Source organism: Streptomyces sp. NPDC056835, from assembly GCF_042789485.1.
Taxonomy (GTDB): Bacteria; Actinomycetota; Actinomycetes; order Streptomycetales; family Streptomycetaceae; genus Streptomyces.
This window is the reverse complement of sequence record NZ_JBHUBB010000004.1, coordinates 119,299-135,646: the sequence shown is the minus strand read 5'-3', so window position 1 is coordinate 135,646 and position 16,348 is coordinate 119,299. Positions and strand designations below refer to the sequence as shown.

Annotated in this window: 12 protein-coding genes and 1 pseudogene; 8 read left to right on the top strand and 5 right to left on the bottom strand. The window is 71.5% G+C overall.

Translation table 11 applies throughout. The annotated features are described in order from the left end of the window. Positions 1 to 93 precede the first annotated feature (93 nt). From ACFRMN_RS06375 to ACFRMN_RS06360, 4 genes are all read left to right on the top strand, one after another. Positions 94 to 1,266 (top strand): branched-chain amino acid aminotransferase, encoded by a 1,173-nt coding sequence (locus ACFRMN_RS06375; RefSeq protein WP_383014126.1) that lies wholly within the window; start codon positions 94 to 96, stop codon positions 1,264 to 1,266. Beyond that, positions 1,263 to 1,766, top strand: coding sequence for a YbaK/EbsC family protein (locus ACFRMN_RS06370; protein WP_383014123.1), 504 nt, complete (start codon positions 1,263 to 1,265; stop codon positions 1,764 to 1,766). Before ACFRMN_RS06375 ends, ACFRMN_RS06370 begins: the two co-directional genes overlap by 4 nt. A 70-nt stretch (positions 1,767 to 1,836) precedes the next feature. Continuing rightward, positions 1,837 to 2,649: an indole-3-glycerol phosphate synthase TrpC gene (gene trpC / locus ACFRMN_RS06365; RefSeq protein WP_383014121.1), complete on the top strand. Its 813-nt coding sequence runs from the start codon at positions 1,837 to 1,839 to the stop codon at positions 2,647 to 2,649. 1,241 nt (positions 2,650 to 3,890) lie between these two features. Then, a complete protein-coding gene (locus tag ACFRMN_RS06360; RefSeq protein ID WP_383014118.1) occupies positions 3,891 to 4,688 on the top strand; it encodes an ArsR/SmtB family transcription factor in 798 nt (265 codons plus the stop codon). Positions 4,689 to 4,790: 102 nt separating this feature from the next. Here the strand turns inward: ACFRMN_RS06360 and ACFRMN_RS06355 are convergent, their stop codons facing one another. Genes ACFRMN_RS06355 through ACFRMN_RS06345 form a run of 3 tightly spaced genes read right to left on the bottom strand, consistent with a single transcriptional unit; the run spans position 4,791 to position 7,422 of the window. Continuing rightward, positions 4,791 to 5,492, bottom strand: coding sequence for an HAD family hydrolase (locus tag ACFRMN_RS06355; RefSeq protein ID WP_383014114.1), 702 nt, complete (start codon positions 5,490 to 5,492; stop codon positions 4,791 to 4,793). Between the two features lie 13 nt (positions 5,493 to 5,505). Beyond that, positions 5,506 to 5,988 (bottom strand): Lrp/AsnC family transcriptional regulator, encoded by a 483-nt coding sequence (locus ACFRMN_RS06350; RefSeq protein WP_383014111.1) that lies wholly within the window; start codon positions 5,986 to 5,988, stop codon positions 5,506 to 5,508. A 57-nt stretch (positions 5,989 to 6,045) separates the two neighbouring features. After that, positions 6,046 to 7,422, bottom strand: a complete 1,377-nt coding sequence (locus ACFRMN_RS06345; RefSeq protein ID WP_383014108.1) for a hypothetical protein — start codon at positions 7,420 to 7,422, stop codon at positions 6,046 to 6,048. A 180-nt stretch (positions 7,423 to 7,602) separates the two neighbouring features. On the opposite strand from ACFRMN_RS06345, the gene ACFRMN_RS06340 reads away from it, so the two are divergent. Then, positions 7,603 to 7,758, top strand: a complete 156-nt coding sequence (locus ACFRMN_RS06340; RefSeq protein ID WP_383014105.1) for a hypothetical protein — start codon at positions 7,603 to 7,605, stop codon at positions 7,756 to 7,758. 169 nt (positions 7,759 to 7,927) lie between these two features. Further along, on the top strand, positions 7,928 to 11,689 hold the full coding sequence (locus ACFRMN_RS06335; protein ID WP_383014102.1) for a S8 family serine peptidase: 3,762 nt from the start codon (positions 7,928 to 7,930) through the stop codon (positions 11,687 to 11,689). Positions 11,690 to 11,909: 220 nt separating this feature from the next. Here ACFRMN_RS06335 and ACFRMN_RS06330 read toward each other — a convergent pair. Further along, a pseudogene (locus ACFRMN_RS06330) lies at positions 11,910 to 11,999 on the bottom strand (alpha/beta hydrolase); the annotation flags it as partial. 438 nt (positions 12,000 to 12,437) lie between these two features. Here ACFRMN_RS06330 and ACFRMN_RS06325 point away from each other — a divergent pair. Together ACFRMN_RS06325 and ACFRMN_RS06320 are read left to right on the top strand one after the other, a co-directional pair. Continuing rightward, positions 12,438 to 13,952 carry an FUSC family protein gene (locus ACFRMN_RS06325; protein ID WP_383014539.1) on the top strand — a complete coding sequence of 505 codons (1,515 nt, stop codon included), beginning with the start codon at positions 12,438 to 12,440 and terminating at the stop codon, positions 13,950 to 13,952. A gap of 184 nt (positions 13,953 to 14,136) precedes the next feature. Next, entirely contained in the window at positions 14,137 to 15,195 is a 1,059-nt protein-coding gene (locus ACFRMN_RS06320) for a lactonase family protein (RefSeq protein WP_383014099.1), read from the top strand. A gap of 211 nt (positions 15,196 to 15,406) precedes the next feature. Here the strand turns inward: ACFRMN_RS06320 and ACFRMN_RS06315 are convergent, their stop codons facing one another. Then, positions 15,407 to 16,327 carry a sirohydrochlorin chelatase gene (locus tag ACFRMN_RS06315; RefSeq protein ID WP_383014096.1) on the bottom strand — a complete coding sequence of 307 codons (921 nt, stop codon included), beginning with the start codon at positions 16,325 to 16,327 and terminating at the stop codon, positions 15,407 to 15,409. Positions 16,328 to 16,348 lie beyond the last annotated feature (21 nt).

Here is a 16,348-nt window from a genome sequence, read left to right as displayed (position 1 = left end):
CCGGCCCCGCCCCGTCCACTCCACCTCGCCCGCCCCGCCTACCGCGCCCACCCCGCCCCACCCCGATCGCACGAACCGCCACAGGAGGCCGGAGTGCATATCGTGTCCACACCCGTAGCCCGACCACTGACGGCGCCGGAGCGCGCGGAGCGCTGCGCCGCCCCCGCCTTCGGCACCGCGTTCACCGAGCACATGGTCTCCGCCCGATGGAACCTCGAACAGGGCTGGCACGACGTCGAGTTGGTCCCGTACGGTCCGCTGCTCCTGGACCCCGCCACGGTCGGTCTGCACTACGGACAGGTCGTCTTCGAAGGGCTGAAGGCGTTCCGTTCGCACACCGGCGAGGTCGCGGTCTTCCGGCCGGACGCGCACGCCGGACGGATGCGGGCCTCGGCCCGCCGCCTCATGATGCCCGAGCCGCCCGAGGAGCTGTTCCTCGCGGCGGTGGACGCCCTGGTCGCCCAGGACCAGGAGTGGATACCCGACGACCCCGGCATGAGTTTGTATCTGCGCCCCCTTCTCTTCGCGAGTGAGCGCACCCTCGCTCTGCGTCCCGCCCGTGAGTACCGCTTCCTGCTGGTGGCGTTCATCACCGAGGGCTACTTCGGCCAAGGCCAGCGCCCGGTACGGGTATGGGTCACCGACGAGTACACCCGGGCCGCCGCCGGTGGCACCGGAGCCGCCAAATGCGCGGGCAACTACGCCGGAAGCCTGCTCGCCCAGGAGGAGGCCCGGCGCAGGGGGTGCGACCAAGTCGTCTGGCTCGACCCGGTGGAGCGCCGCTGGGTCGAGGAGATGGGAGGCATGAATCTCTTCTTCGTGTACGGATCCGGCGATTCGGCCCGATTGGTCACCCCGCCACTGACGGGCAGCCTGCTGCCCGGCGTCACCCGTGACGCGCTGCTGCGACTGGCACCCACCCTCGGTGTGCCGGTGAGCGAGGCGCCACTGAGCCTGGAGCGGTGGCGGGCCGACTGCGCCTCCGGCGCGATCACTGAGGTCTTCGCGTGCGGCACAGCCGCTCGGATCAGCCCTGTCAACGAGGTCAGCACCAAGGACGGCTCCTGGACCATCGGCGAGGGCTCTTGCGGCGAGGGCTCTTCCGGCAAGGGCGCCCTCGGCAAGGGCACCGGCGGCGCGGTCACGGCCGGCGAGATCACCGGCAGACTCTCCGCCGCGTTGTTCGGTATCCAGCGCGGCGAACTGCCCGACGCCCACTCCTGGATGCGGCCGGTGGCCCCGGCCAGACAGTCGGCGACCACATGAACGAGACCGCCGGCCGCGACGAACTCGTCGCGTCGCAGCGTCTGTTGAACCTGCTGGAGGAGTCCGGCGCACGCTACGAACTCCTGGCGCACGCGCCCGAGGGCCGGACCGCGCCCGCCAGCGCGCTGCGCGGCCATGCCCTGACGGCAGCGGCCAAATGCATGATCGTCACCGTTCTCGGCGGCACCCCGGCCGAGCGGCACATCCTCGCGGTGATCCCCGGCGACCGCCGGGTGGACCTGGAGCGGGTCGGGGCGGAGTGCGGTGGGAAGCGTGCCCAACTCGCCCGGCGCGACCTCGCGGAGAGCCTGACCGGCTGTGTGAGCGGCAGCATAATCCCGTTCTCGTTCCACGACGAGCTGACCGTGCTGGCCGACCCGGCGCTCTTCGCGGAGCCGACGTTGTACTTCAACGCGGCCAGGCTGGACCTGTCGGTGGCGCTCGCCACCGAGGACTATCTGACCCTCGCCAACCCCAAGATCGTCCCGATCGCCTCCTGACGCGGTCGGTGAGCGTGTCACCGTCCAGCCGGTCGGAAGAGCGAGGCAATCCGAGAGGACCGACACCCCCATGACCGTGCTCGACGAGATCATCGGCGGAGTACGCGAAAACGTCACCGAGCGCCAACGACATTTCCCCGAAGGTGAGTTGCGCGAGCGGGCGCTGAGCCGGGCGCCCGCTCTCGACGCCGCGGCCGCGCTGCGCGGCACCACGGGCGTGCGGGTCATCGCCGAGGTGAAGCGCGCCGGCCCGTCCAAGGGCGCGCTGGCCGCCATCACCGACCCGGCGGCGCTGGCCGGGGAGTACGAACGGGGCGGCGCGGCGGCGGTGAGCGTCCTGACGGAGGGGCGCCGCTTCCACGGCTCGCTCGCCGACCTGGACGAGGTCCGCGCCGAGGTACGGATCCCCGTACTGCGCAAGGACTTTGTCGTCACTCCGTACCAGCTGTGGGAGACCAGGGCGCATGGAGCGGACCTGGCGCTGCTGATCGTGGCGGCGCTTGCGCAGGACGAGCTCGCCGCGCTGCTGAAGCTCGCGGGTGAGCTGGGGCTCACAGCGCTGCTGGAGGTGCACGACGAGGAGGAGACCGATCGCGCGCTCGCGCTCGGCGCGTCGGTGATCGGTGTCAACGCCCGCGATCTGAAGACCCTCCGTATCGACCGCGGCACCTTCGCGCGGCTCGCCCCGCGTATCCCGGAGGGGGTGGTACGTATCGCGGAATCCGGTATCCGGGGGCCCGAGGATGTGGCCAATGCCGCCGCGCACGGCGCGGACGCGGTACTGGTGGGAGAGGCGCTGGTCACCGCCGCGGGTCCGGGCTCCGCGCTGGCGGCATTGCGCGCGGCGGGCCGGGACGGGGCGCGGCACCGCGGCCGCCGGTAATCCTCGGCCGGGGGTAGTGGGGGCGCCCCGCTGCCCCCGCTGCCTCGTCCGTAAGTGCTCTCTCTGCCATTCGTCGTCCCTATTCATGATTGCTTCCGAACCGGGACCGCCCGAACACCGGTCCGGGTACGGAGCCCGGTCCAGTCGGGGAAACCGGTGCGGTCCACTCCGCGGATGCCTGGCGGTGTTCTCCAGGTGGGTCGCAATTCTTCCGCTACGCCTCTCCCGAGCCGGAACCGAATTCGAGCCGCCGATTCCCCATGCCGTTCCGCCCCGCTTCGCGTGGGGCTTTCCATCAAACTTTCCGTACCGACCAACCGGTCTTTTCCTGCTGCCGATGAAGAGCACGGCCCGCGGCGTGGGCAACGTCCGGGCGTGGCGTGCGGCCGCGACGAGACGCCCGTCACCGATATCCGAACCGGGGCTACGAGACGGCCCGTGCCGCGCGCCGCGACCGCCGGCAGTCACTCGAACTCGCCTTTCTGATGGCGGGAATACTCGTTGGCCAGTTGCCTCGGGAACCCTCTGGCGACGCCTCAGAGATCCGGCCGGTCGATGTGGCCGGGCATCGCCGGTTGTGGAACCGGTGGGGATGGGGTAGCCCCCGCGTCGGGGCCGGGTGCACGTACGACCTGCCGGATCACCGGCGGAAGCAGAGCGAGGACAGCCGGACCGCACGGGGGAGTTTTAGCCCCCGCCAAAGCCTCCTCGCGGATCACTACGGCATTCCGGCCACATTTCCTGGAGATGTTCCGACCCCGGGCCTTTCCGGCATAGGAAGAACGCCGCCGGCGACTCGGCCCCCTTTGTTGGGCGTGGCTCGGGACTGCGGCTAAACTCTTGGAAAACAGCGGGATTGACGCACTTTCAACTACAGCTGACCCCTCTTGGGCAGGTGCAGCCAGCTGTACCTCCATAGGCGTGCGGCCTCCCCTGTCGGATGTGATGAGGCGGACGCACTATGGAAGTCATCGGGGCCGGCGGTAATTTCGAATGTTTCCGATTGGCCTTGGCGACTCGTGGTAACGTCGAATGCACTCGCGAGTTGAAACGGTGGGAGCGGCTCGTCGCCGGTGAATCCGAGTCCGGGTCGACAGTGCGCACGGATCCTGCGGGGGAGTATGCGTCGCATATATTTTACGCCTGAGAGCCTGTCGCAAACCAGAGTTCTTCCGCAGGTCGATCACATACGCGAGTCCCTCTTCGCCCTCGAAGAGCTGAGCCTGGGCGGCGGGGGACCGGTGTTCAAGCCATGGCGCAAGAAGCTGGGCAACTCCGGCAATATCCGTGCCCTGGTGAGGCTCGCCCAAGTGGTCCGTCCCGTCCCGGACATCGACCAAGTGGTGCGAAGGCTGGGACTTGACGCGCGTAGCACCACGGAGGGCGGCGGCCTCGCGGACCTGTCCGAATCCCGGGAGAGACCCCAAGTCGTCCAGGATCTTGAGGAGTTCCACCGCATCGCGATAGCCCCGTACTGGAACGCCATTTCCAAGCGACTGCACGCCGACCGCACCGCGCGCGGTCAGATCATGCTCAGCGACGGAGTCGGCAAACTGCTCTCCACCCTCCACCCGGCCATCCGCTGGGACGCACCGATCCTCGAAGTCCCCGGAAACGGGGACGACTTGAAGCTGGAGTCCGGCGGCCTCGCGCTCGCGCCCTCGCTCTTCCTGGCGGGCCGGCCCCCGGTGCTCTCCGGCGGCGGATCCGACGGACGTCCGGTGACGCTGATCTACCCCACCCGCGCCAACCCCGAGTGGGCGGACTCGCTGTGGGAGTCCAAGGGCGGCGCCGAGCACGCCCTGCACGCGCTGGTGGGGCGTACGCGCGCGTCGGTTCTGGAGGCGCTCACCAGCAGCTGCACCACCACCGAGGTCGGCGAGAGCGTGGGGATCTCCTCGGCGGCGGCCAGTCAGCACACCTCGGTGCTGCGCACGGCGGGGCTGATCACCACCCTGCGTACCTTCAACAAGGTGCAGCACACCATCACTCCGCTCGGTGTCGCGCTGCTCAACGGAGACATGGCGGACCGGAGCTGAGACCCGGGCTCCGGGCCGGGGTCACTCGCCGCGGCCACCCGGACAGCGGCGCCACCCGGACAGCGGCGCCGGCGGGCCAGTGGGGCAGGGGGCCGGTGGGGCCTACTGCCCGACGATCCACGCGTACGCCGCCTGCGCCGTGAACTCGCTCTGTCCGCCTGGGAAGACCAGCCCCGCCGTACCGAACGCCGGATCGAGGGGCGCGCCGGGCGCGGGGGCATAGGGGACCGCGACACATCGCATCCCGGCGGCCCGCGCGGCGACCACACCGGGCACGGCGTCCTCCAGCACCACGCAATGGGCGGGTTCGACTCCCAGCCGGCGCGCCGCCTCCACGAAGACATCCGGCTCCGGCTTGCCGCGCGCGACCTCCTCGGCCGAGACGGTCGTGGTGAAATACCCGTCAAGTCCGGCGACGGCGAGCGCCATATCGATGGCCGCCCCGGACGAACCGGATGCCACGGCCATGGGTACGCCCTCGGTGTGCAGCCGTTCCACCAGCTTCCGCATCTGCGGGAACGCCTCGGTCGAGGCACGCACCCGCTCCAGATAGAGCCGGTTCTTCTCGGCGAGCAGCGTGTCCACCGGCGCGTCGATCGCGTATTCCTCGCGCAGTGCCTCCAGCGTCTCGCGGGTGCTGATCCCGATGAACCGGCTGTGCTGCTCCCAGCTGAAGTCGGACACACCGTACTGGGCCAGCAGCAGCCGCCCGGCTTCGTAGTAGTTCGGTTCACTGTCGACGAGTGTTCCGTCGAGATCGAAGATGACCGCAAGCGTAGGAGAAGTGCTCATACGCCCCAGCATGCCAAGCGCTCCGTCAGCGTCGCTCGCCGACGGCCCGGCCCACCGACTCGACCAGCGGCAGCAGCCGGTGCGGCACCCGCTCGCGCAGGGCCATCTCCGTACGCGTGCGGACCACACCCGGCAGCTGGATCAGGCGCTGGACCACATCCTCCAAATGGCCGTTGTCGCGGGCCACGACCCGGGTGAGCAGATCCCCGGCACCCGTGATCGAGAACGCCTCGACGATCTCGGGGACCCCGGCGAGCGCTTCACCGACCTCGTCCAGATGCCCCTGCGTGACCTCGATATGGACAAAGGCGAGCACCGGATGGCCAAGGGCGGCGGGGGAGAGAAACGGCCCGGTGCCGGTGATCACCCCCTCGCGCTCCAGCCGGTCGAGCCGGGCCTGAAGGGTCCCCCGAGCGATCCCGAGGATGCGCGCGTACTCCCGCACGCTGGTACGTGGCTGTTCGATGAGGAGCCGCAGGATGCGGGTGTCGAGCGCGTCCACCGCCATCGTCCGCCGGCCTCCTGCTGTCCGTGGGTACGGCCCGCGCCTGTACCAATGGCCCCATTATGTGGGACCGGCCTGAGCCATCCGCCCCGGGCCGTCCGGCGACGCGGGCGACGGCAGACTGATCCCCTCGGCCACCTCGCCCCCGGTGTCGCCACCGCCGTCGTCTGCGCCACTGCCGTCGTCGGGGCCGGGGGCACGGTCGTCCAGCGCGATGGTGACGGTGGTGCCCGCGGGGGCGAGGACGTCGAGACCGGCGCCGAGGCGTTCGTACAGGGCGGTGGCCAGTGCCCAGTCGCCGTTACCCGCGTCCGTGGTGTGACGGGTGGTGAAGAGGGAGATCAGGACGGCGATCAGCGAGCGCCCGGACAGCGCGGCGGCGATCCGGTCGTCGCCCCGGTCGGTGATCCGCGGAGGCATCCGGAAGTGGGAGTGGCGGCCCGCCAGGCCGGTGATGAACTCCCAGGTGTCGCGGTGGCAGAGCAGGGACGCCGACGACACCCGGGCGGCGCGCTTCAGCAGCTCACTGTGCTCCTCGGTCGCGGGCGGCACGGGCGGCACGGGCGGCACAGGAGGCACAGGAGGCACGGGCGGCTCGGGTGGCATCTCCCGCGCGGGCTCCCGGGGCGCGCGCCGGGTCTCCTCCGCGTCGTCCATACGGGAGGTCAGCGCGGTGATGTCCGCGCGGACCGCCGCCAGCTCGCCGCGGGCCTCTTCGAGGTGCCCCAGCAACGGGCCGAACTCCCGGCGCAGCGCGTCCAGGAGCGACGGTGCCACCCACTCACTCAGCCCTGGCGAGGACCCCTCGGACCCCCCGGACCCCTCGGTCGTGATGCCCCGGGGGAGCACCGGTCGCTGGTACGACGCCGAAGGTTCGGCCGATGGCGAAGACCCGGACAGCGGTGGCGGCTCGGACACCACTGGACGTTCGGGCGAGGACGCGGGCGGTGCCAGTGGCTCGGGCGGCCCCGGGAGTACGGTCCGGGCATCGTCCTCCTCACGCTGGCTGGGAACACTGGGAACACTGGGAATACCAGGAATACCGGGAACGCCCGGCACGCCGGGCGGCAGAAGCGGTCCGCCGGGTGTCTCGAAGGGCAGGGCCGGATGACCGGCGGACCCGGGACGGAGGCCTTCGACCGCCTCCTTCAGCTGCTGCACCTCGTCCTGAAGGATCTCCACGGCGGTTTCGACGGCCTGCCCCAGCTCGTCCCTGCTGCGCGCCAGGCCCTCCCTTGTCTCCCGGAGCTCCGTACGCAGCTCACTCAGCCCGGAGGCGAGTGCGTCCTGGGTGGCCCGATGCGCCTCGTCGCCCGCCATCCGGAGCCGGTCGAACCCCTCGGCGAGGGACGCCCGCAGCTCCCTGCGTGTGTCGGTCAGCGAGTTGTGCAGCATGCTGAGCAGGGTGTGGGAGCCGTCGTCCTTGTTCCGGGCCAACACTGTTCCTCGTCTCTACGGTGAGTAGTCACCTGATCTCTGGCAGTACTCACCCCAGGTGAAACCTCGGGGACGGCGATAACTGGCGCGCGGCCACTCTTCGGAGTGGTTGTGGCCGCTGAGGTTTCGTGCGCGGTTTTCGGTCCCTCCGCCCGAACGGCGGGTCAGGAGCCGGCCGGCTTGGTGCCGATCCTGGCCGAGGTACGGGCCAACTCGGCGTCATCGGCGCGGAGCGGCAGGCGCGGGCAGGCCGGGGTGCTGGACCTCGTCATGGACGGTCCGCGCGCCGGTGCGCGGGCGACCGTACCCCCGCACGCGACAGGCCCCGCGGGCTGATACCAGCCGTCGACGTGGTCAGAAGCCTGGCCGGAGGCGCGCGTGGCAGATTACCGCCATGGCGACTTACCGCCAGCATCCGGCGCTGTGTTCGAAGAAAAGGAGCGCCGAGACTCTTCGCAGCACCCGAACACACCTCCTTCACCGGGTGCTTGAGGAGAGGCAACTCATGACAAGAGCACCGGCGAGACGCGGAGCCCGGCTGTTGGCAGCCGGGCTCTCGCTCGTACTGCTCCCCGCCGGACAGGCCGTCGCGGCCGGAGCCGGCCATGCCCCCACCCCCACGGACGCCGCGCCGCCGTCGAACGCGACCGCCCGCGCCGCGCACACCGTCACCCTCGTGACGGGCGACAAAGTGACCGTCACCGACGTGGGCGGCGGCCGGCGAACCGTCACCGTCCAGCGCCCCGAGGGCGCGACCGGCGCGGTACGCAGCGAGATGTCCGGTGACAGGATCACCGTCGTACCGGACGAGGCCGCGCCCTATCTCCGGTCCGGAGTCCTCGACAAGCGGCTCTTCGACGTCACCACGCTGATCGAGCTGGGATACGACGACCGCGGCGCCGACGCGCTGCCCCTCATCGTCACGTACGGCAAGGGCAGCAGGGCCGCGACTCCGCTCGGCACCGACCGGGTCCGCTCACTGCCGAGCGTCAACGGCGCCGCGGTCGAGGCGCCGAGGAGCGGGGCGGCCTTCTGGCGTACGGTCGCCCCCGCAGCCCCTGCCGCCTCCGGAACCCCCTCTACCGCCAACTCGTCTGCCCGCCAGGGCACTTCGGGTACGGCGCGCTTCGCGGCCGGCATCGACAAGATCTGGCTGGACGGACGTGTCACGGCCGACATGGCCGAGAGCAACGCCCAGATCGGCACCCCGAAGGCGTGGGAGGCCGGCCTGACCGGCAAGGGCGTCAAGGTCGCCGTCCTGGACACCGGCGTGGACGCCGGACACCCCGATCTCACCGGCCGGGTGGCCGAGACCAAGAGCTTCATCGAGGGCGAGGAGGTGGCCGACCGCGCGGGACACGGCACTCATGTCACCTCCACCGTCGGCGGCAGCGGCGCGGCCTCGGACGGCAAGGAGAAGGGCGTCGCCCCCGGCGCCGGTCTCGCCGTCGGCAAAGTGCTCAGCGACGCGGGCTCCGGCACCGAGTCGCAGATCATCGCCGGTATGGAGTGGGCCGCCAAGGACATCGACGCCAAGATCGTGTCGATGAGCCTCGGTTCGACCGAACCCAGCGACGGAACCGACCCGATGGCCCAGGCGGTCAACACCCTCTCCGAGCAGACCGGCGCGCTCTTCGTGATCGCGGCGGGCAACACCGGCGGCGCGGGCACCATCGGCTCGCCCGGCGCCGCGGACTCCGCGCTGACCATCGGCGCCGTCGACTCCGCCGACCAGCCCGCGTACTTCACCAGCCAGGGACCGCGCTTCGGCGACAACGCCCTGAAGCCGGACCTGTCCGCCCCCGGCGTCGATATCCTCGCCGCCCGCTCCCAGCTCACCGAGGGCAGCGGCCCCTATACGACGATGAGCGGCACCTCCATGGCGACCCCGCATGTCGCCGGAGTCGCCGCACTGCTCGCCGAGAAGCACCCTGACTGGTCAGGGCAGCAGCTCAAGGGCGCGCTCATGAGCACGTCCGCGCAGCTCACCGACTCCGTATACGCACTCGGCGCGGGCCGGGTCGACGTACCGGCCGCCGTGGACACGGCCGTCACCGCCACCGGCAGCGCCGATCTCGGCTTCACCAGCTGGCCGTACGAGGACAACAAGCCCGTCACCCGGACCGTCGGCTACACCAACTCCTCCGACAGTCCCGTCACTCTGAGCCTCGACGCCGAGGGCGCCGCCGACGGAGTCGTGACCCTCGCCGACGCCACCCTGACCGTCCCGGCGCACGGCACGGCCACGACCACCGTCACCGGAGACGGCACGAAGGCCCCCGTCGGCAACACCTCGGGGCGTGTTGTCGCCAAGAACGGCGACACGGTCGTCGCACACACCGCCTTCGGCCTGGTCAAGGAGGAGGAGCGGTACACCCTCACCGTCCACGCCAAGGACCGCGACGGCGCGCCCACCGCGGCCCCGCTCGTGGTGCGGAAGCTCGCCGCCGGTCATGACCCCTTCCCCGCCACGGTCGAAGACTCCGGAACGCTCCAGCTGCGCCTGGCGCCCGGCAGCTACGCCGTCTCCTCGTTCCTCGACGTACGCGGCAGCAAGGGCAAGGACTCGCTCGGTCTCGGTTTCCTCTCCGAGCCCGAGATCGTCATGGACCGTGACCGCGAAATCACCCTCGACGGGCGGCAGTTGCGGGAGATCCGGGCCGAGGTGGACCGGCGGACGGAGACCCGTCAGCTGGTGATGGAGTTCAACAGGGAGGCGAACGGGGCGACGTACAGCGGAGCCGTGCAGGTGCCGCTCACCTACGACAGCGTCTTCGCGGCCCCCACGCGTGAGCCCGCCACCGGAACCTTCGAGTACCGCACGGTCTGGCGTCTCGGCAAGCCGCTGCTGGAGCTGACGGCGGGCGGGAAGCGCATCGGGGAAACCGTCGTCCAGTACGGTTCCGCGCTGCCCGACGGACGGCAGCGGCTGCCGCTGGTCGACGCGGGTACCGGAAGCGCCGAGGAATACGAGGGCGTATCCGCGCGGGGCAAGGCTGTTGTCGTACGCGCCGGCGACACCATCAGCCCGCGACAGCTCGCCCAGACCGCTCAGGACGCGGGCGCCGAGGCGCTGTTCGTCACCGACGACGCGCCCGGCAGGCTGCTGGCCGACTTCGCCACGGAGTCGGGTGAGGAGCGCCCGCTGACCATCGCCACCCTCAACTCGGCCGATGGCGCACAGCTGTTGGAGTCCGCTCGGCGGCACCGGAGCGCGGAGCTGACCGGCACGCGCTACACCCCGTATGTCTACGACCTCTCCGAGGGACACCCCGGAGCCATCCCCACGGATCTGACCTACCGGCCGGGCAAGCGCGAACTGGCCGTGATCGACACGAAGTTCCACGCGGCCGAGCCCGTCGACGGCGGAGAGTTCCGCTACTCCCTCACCGACACCTTCCCCGTCGGCTTCGGCTTCCCGGAGAGGACCGCCTACCCGGCGGAGCGCACCGACTACGTCAGCACGGGCGCCGGCCAGCACTGGCACGAGTCCGTCACCGCCGGCCCGACCGCGCTGGAACAGCGCAGCGGCGTGGTGACCTACCGCGGCGGTACGCACTCCGGGCTGGACTGGTTCAAGCCGGTGCTGCACCCGTGGCTGGGCACCGGGCTCGGCTGGGGTCAGCAGCGCAGGGGCAATGACCTCCGGTTCAACACACCGGGCTGGGGCGACTCCGGCCCCGACCACACCGGCTTCGGCGATGTGTGGAGCGACGACTCGATGACGCAGACCACCGAGGTGTACGCGAACGGGCAGCTCGTCGACCGCAAGACCAGCTCGGGCGCGTACGCCTGGGACGCGGACCCGGCCGAGCAGACCTACAAGGTCGTCACGGACACCACTCTCGACCCGGAGCGCTGGCGGCTGTCCACCAAGGGCCACTCGGAGTGGACCTTCCGCTCCGCGGAGACGCCCACGGACCGCGAGACCTTCCTCCCGCTCCTCAACCTCGGCTTCGACGTCGACACCGATCTCGCGGGCGACGTACGCGCCGGCAAGCGGCTGTCACTCGGGATCTTCTCCGAGTACGTCAAGGGAGCACCGGACACCGGCGTGATCGGCGGCGGCCGGCTTGAGGTCTCTTATGACGACGGCAAGAGCTGGACGGCCGTCTCCCTGCACCGGGCCGGAGGCAAGCCGGCGGCCTGGGAGGGCACTGTACGGGTACCGAAGGACGCGACGTATCTCTCGCTGCGCGCCTGGGCCACCGATGACCGGGGCGGATCGGTGAAGCAGGAGATCATCCGGGCGGTGGGCGTGAAGTAGCGCCGCTTCAGGGCCCAGTGGCCCGGTGGCCCGGTACGGCCAGGCTGTCGGCCGTACCGGGCCACCGGGCCGTACCGCGCTGTGCGCCGGCCGACGGCCGGGACAGCGAGGGGCGGTCACGCTACGGACCGACGGACCGACCTCATGGCCCGCGTCCGGTAGGCCCGTCGAGAAGCCGGCGGCCCCGGCTCCCGCCTCCTCAGCGCGTGAGCAGGTCGCACAGGGCCTGGGCGTCGTAGCCGAGGGCCGCGCCCCAGTCCTGCTGGAGGACGGTGACCGGCATCCGCAGCCGGTTACCCGCGCGGCCGTCGCCATCGGCGACCGGGCGACGATGCGGCGTGCGCACAGCGAACTGGCCCCTGCGGCGGCGGAGTTGGCGGGAGCGGCAGCGGGTCTGCTCAGCCTCGGCCCGGTCGCGCGCTATATCGAAGAGCTCGCTGCCACGGGATGAGCCGGGCAGGAGGGACGGTGAGCCCGCCCGGAAGTCGTTGAACAGCCGCAGCCGCAGCCGCAGCCGCAGCCGCAGCCGCAGCCGCAGCCGCAGCCGCAGCCGCCATCGTCACCGCTACCGCCACGGCCGTTGGCCCTCCGCCCGCGCGCGGCGATCAAGGTCTACTGTGCCAATGGCCCAGTAGATCGAGGTCGACTTGAGCCACTGGGATCAGAGGTGCTGTGATGGAGCCGTCAATGGCGCTGCGGATCCCCGCGGCGCCTTTCTCATGCCGGAGTGAAAACGGGCGGGCTGGCAGTGCTGAAGAGGATGTTCGTGTCTCCCGATCCGGGACGGCTGCGGCTGTACGGCGCCGTACGCGCCGTTCTCGGCATCGGTCTGGCGGTCCTCGTGTGCGGGGCCGCCGGTCAGCCGCTCGCCGGAGTCCTCACCGGCGGGCTCGCCGCGCTCCTCGCCCTCTTCACGGTCACCGACACGACGGTCCGCGGCCAGGCCATCACCACCGCGCTGCTGCCCGCGGTCGGCCTTCCGGTGCTCGCCCTCGCGTCGGTGCTGCACGATGACCCGCTGCCGCGCGACGCGGCGTTCCTCGTCGTGGCCGGTGCCGGGGTGTACGTCCGCCGCTGGGGCCCGCGAGGGCATGCCCTGGGGGTCTTCGGGTTCATGACCTTCTTCGTGGCGCAGTTCCTGCATACGGTGCCCGCGCGACTGCCCGGTCTGTACTCGGCGGTTCTGCTCGCCGTGCTCGCCGCGTCGGCCGTCCGCTTCGGTGTCTGGTGCTACGAGCGGCGGCTTCCGCCGCCCGCCGTACCCGCGCTTCCCCACGCGTCGGGATTGGTCCGTACGACCACCCGGCAGGCGGTTCAAGTGGCCGTCGCGGGTGCCTTGGCGCTCTGCGCGGGCCAGTGGCTCTCGCAGGACCGGTGGTACTGGGCCGTCGGCGCGGCCTGGTGGATCTTTGTGAACACCGCCTCACGTGGCGAGACCCTTGTCCGCGGCTTCCGGCGGGTGGTCGGCACGGCGGCAGGCTGCGCCGCCGGGCTGATCATCGCGGTACCCCTGCACGGCGCGCCGGCCCCCACCGCCGCGCTCGTGGCCCTGTGCGTCTTCGGGATCTTCTACACGGCGGCGGTCTCGTACAGCTGGATGATCTTCTTCGTGACGGTCATGGTCGGCCTGCTGTACGGACTGCTCGGCGTGCTCGATCTGGGGCTGCTCGCCCTGCGACTGGCGGAGACCGGTGTGGGGGCACTGGGCGCGACGTTGGCCGTCCTTCTCCTGCTGCCGGTGACCACACACGCCGTCACGGACGCGTGGATCCAGCAGGCGCTGCGCTGCGTTCACGGCTGCACCACCACGGCCGCCCGCCGGCTCGCCGGGGACGAACGCGCCGATCCGGGGCCGCTCGCCGCGGAACTGGAACTGCTGCTCGGCCGGGTACGGATGTCCCTCGCGCCGCTCGTCCATCCGCTGAACCCGTCGCGGGCGCGCGGGGCCCGGGCCCGCCAGGTGCTCGTCCTGCTCGACGACTGCGCGCGTGAGGTACGGGGATTCGCCGCCGTGGCCGCCGACCCCGCCGCCTCGCACGACGCCCGGCTGGCCGCCGCCTGCCGCCGGGTCGAGGCCGCCGTACGCGGGTTGGCGCCGCCGGGGGCGGAGCCGGCCCGGCCGGCGGCCGGTGCGCCGGACGCGCCGCACCACCACCCCGGCGCCGAAGCGGCGCTGGCTCATCTGCACAACCTGGAGCGGGCACTCGCGGATCTCTCCACGCCCCTGCGTACGTCGCCGCGCGGCCCTCTCGTTCCCGCCTGAGCTGCCGGAAAAGGCCCGGAAGAGGCCCGGAAGAGGCCTGGAAAAGGCCCGGAAAAGGCCTACCGGGCCGGTTGATTGGTCCAGACCCCCTGCTACCGTCGGCCCCGGACGCCGGGGGAGCGGTGGCCGAGGCGCAGCCGACGAGGTCAGCCGAAGACGAGATCAGCCGAAGAGGGGACACACAGTGAGCGGCAGGAATGACGGGCGGGCCTTCATCGGATCGTTCACCTCCGCGGGGGGCTGGGGGATCATCGCCGCGACCGTGGACGCGGAGACCGGAGCTCTGACGGAGCGCGGAGTCACCGACGCCGTCGCCGATCCGTCCTATCTCGCGCTCGCCCTGGACGGATCCGTGCTCTACGCGGTCTCCGAGACGGAGGAAGGCGCGGCGGCGGCGTTCACAACACCGGCGGCGGACACGGGGAACGGGGCGCCGCGGCTGCTGGGAGAGCCCGTACCGGTATGCGGCGCGAGCCCCACCCATCTCACCCTCACCGCAGGGCATCTGCTGACCGCCAACTACGGTTCCGGCAGCGTCACGGTGCTGCCCGTAGGCGCCGACGGCGCTCCCCGGCCGGCGAGCGGAGTGACCAGGCACGAGGGCTCTGGGCCGCATCCGGACCGCCAGCGTGGGCCGCACGCGCACCAGGTGGTGACCGACCCGAGCGGCCGGTGGGTCCTCACCACCGACCTGGGCACCGACTCCGTCCGGATCAGTTCCCTCGACACCACCGCCGGCGAGCTGACACCGCACGCCGAGACCGCGCTGCGCCTCGGCACCGGACCGCGTCATCTCGCCTTCCATCCGGCGGGCGGCCACGCGTATGTCCTCAACGAGCTGGAGCCGACGCTCACCCTCTGCCGCTGGGACGCGGAGAGCGGCCTGCTCGAACCGGTCGGCGAAGCCCCCGTCCTGCCCGACGGCGCGGACATCGAGGGCTTCGGCTCCGAGGTGGTCGTGTCACACGACGGACGGTTCGTGTGGGCGGCGGTCCGCGGACATGACAGCATCGCCGTCCTCGCGCTCGACGCGACGTACGAGAAGGCCGAACTGGTCACCTCGGTGGACTGCGGCGGACGCTGGCCCCGCGATCTGGCGCTGGACCCGACGGGCAGCCGCCTGTACGCCGCGAATGAGCACTCCGGCGATGTGACCTGGTTCGACGTCGATCAGGCGACGGGCATTCCGGTACGCGCCGGCTCCCTCGCGGCCCCCGCCGCCTCCTGCGTGGTCTTCGGCTGACCGAGCGGACCTCGGCGATTCCAGCCGTACGAGCGATTCCAGCCGTACGGGCGGATGCGGCCGTACGAGCGGATGCGGCTATACGAACGGACTCGGCCGTACCCACGCGGAAGGGCCCGCGCCGGAATGATCCGGGGCGGGCCCTTTCCATGGGTACGGGCCGGCAGTGCTCCCGTACTCAGGGGCGTGCGGCGCGTGGGCGCGGGCGAAGTCAGTGCGTCGGCGTCCCCTGCGGCCGCGCGGGGATGCCGAGCGCGGCCGTGTACTTCGACAGCACCAGCTTCCCGATCGCCGGGTACGCGCCCAGCGGCTCGGCGGCGGCGCAGTCCGCCTCCTTGAGCGCCGCTTCGAGCAGGCCCTCGGGCAGCTCGGGACCGACCAGATACGGGGCCAGCGCGAGCTGGGTCGAACCGGCCTCGCGCAGCTCCTGGGCGACGGCCGAGATCGAGCCCTCCTCGTCGAGCGCGGCGGCCATGACCGGTACGGCGAGACGCGCGGCCAGCAGCATTCCGGTGATCCCCGCGGTCTGCACCGCTTCCTTGCCCCCCACTGTGGCCAGGATGATCCCGTCGGCCGCCGTGGCGACCGTGAAGAGCCTGGCGCGGTCGGCGCGGGCCAGCCCGGCCTCCGACAGGCGTACGTGCAGCCCTTCGGCGAGCAGCGGATGCGGACCGAGGACATCGGTCAGCTCGGCGGTGGCGCCGCTGTCAGCGACGGTCTGACCTATCCGCGTGACCAGCCCACTGTCGGGTCCCGCGAGCAGCGGTACGACGACGGCGGCCGGACCCTCGGGCTCGGCCACCTCGCGCCCCGCCGACTTCGCCAGCTCATACCGTTCGGTACGCAGCGCGGCGGTCCCGGTCAGGACGCTCCGCAGCGTGGGGTACTCCGAGTCGTCGCCGTCCAGGAAGCCGATGACGGCGTCGAGGCCGGGCAGCTCGGAACGGGCGATGCTGATGACCTCTTCGGCCAGACCGCGGACGGCGGCCGAGGGTGTGCCGGGCACGGCGACGACAAGCGCGGGCGCACCTTCGGGAGCCGCGACCGGTTCGGGGCGGCGGTGGCGCCCCGACTGACGGGGTCGCGGCATTCGTACAGGCAGGCCGGATGCGGGCCCAGTGGGGGTGCTCATGGCGTCGAATGCTACTGGTTT